We start from the raw sequence: 1,158 nt of genomic DNA, 5'->3' as shown, positions 1-1,158 counted from the left end.
TACGGCGGCTGTGTCGCTCACGGGCGCGGGACCCGGCGGGTCCACGGAGGGACGCGGGGGTGGACTCGGAAGCGCCGGCTCGCGGTCGAGTGAACCGTCGGCAGAGACATGAGCTCCTTGGGGGGAAACATCCACGGATCGGCGATCACGCTGCAGGTTGGAACGGTACGCGACGATCCGGCCGACATGACAGAGACCCACCTTTGATGTGTCGATGTGGTGTTGTTGCGCATACCTGAGATGCTTCTCTGGGTAATCCGCACCCCCGCCCGCCTCGTTGACATTGCGGCGACTTCCCGGGTCGCCGCACGCCGTCCACCCATGGGACCACAGCTCATAGGACCACAGCGGGCGACACCAGCGGCGGAGTCCGCGTCCGCGTTTCGACGGACCGGTCCGGCCGTCCCGCACCGTGCGCTACCTTCCGGGTCTGCATCCTGACAACCGGAGACGCATTTATTAAGGTGCTTTTTATCTTAAATTTAGACGCGGCAGACGAACGTCTCGATCGGCTCTATCACTCCCGCGAGCTGCCGCGCCAACGACCTGCACGGTGCCAGGCGGCGCCGCGGCACCATACCCGGTAGCGCCGCGGCCCGCGAGCCGGCCAGTACCGGCCCGCGGGCATTCCAACAATCTTCCGGTAACGCACAGGAAGTCTGGTCCGCACTCAGCGCAACAAAATCCACGGAGGCGAGCGGAACTGCCTGCGCATTGCCCTTCTCAAGCGGCGGCCGCGAGGTTCTTCAACGCGACGGAAGGATCCTCGAACCGCGCAGGATCGACGACCGTATCGGCCGCGATCAACCGGCGCGCCGCAACCGCATCCATCGGACGATTCACCGTCGCGATGGCGGTAAGGCGACCATCGGGCCCGAACCAACCCGCGGACCACCCTGGCGCCCGCTTCGCCGCCGGCTCGGCCACCGCGGTGGGATCCCCCCGCCACACCAACGTGTCCTGCTCCCCCGCCAACCCCACGACCTGCACCATCCGACCGAACTGCTCCGACCAGAAGTAGGGCACCGGGTCGTAGACCGCCTCACCCCCGAGCAGCGTGGCCACGGCGACCACGGGACTGCCCTGCGCGCACTCCCAGTGCTCCACCCGCAGCCGCCGGCCATACCGCCGCGACCACCACGCCGCGCAGTCCCCGAC

The 1,158-nt window shown here is 67.7% G+C and carries 1 protein-coding gene; it reads right to left on the bottom strand.

Annotated elements, in window-relative coordinates:
* Positions 1-723 precede the first annotated feature (723 nt).
* Positions 724-1,158: oxidoreductase C-terminal domain-containing protein (locus NBZ83_RS32245; protein ID WP_308203852.1), on the bottom strand; the 435-nt coding region annotated here is incomplete at its 5' end.

Origin of the sequence: Frankia gtarii (genome assembly GCF_025403375.1) — a bacterium.
GTDB classification, from domain to species: domain Bacteria; phylum Actinomycetota; class Actinomycetes; order Frankiales; family Frankiaceae; genus Frankia; species Frankia gtarii.
Note: the sequence above shows the minus strand (reverse complement) of the source record. Positions and strands in the feature narration are given on the sequence as shown.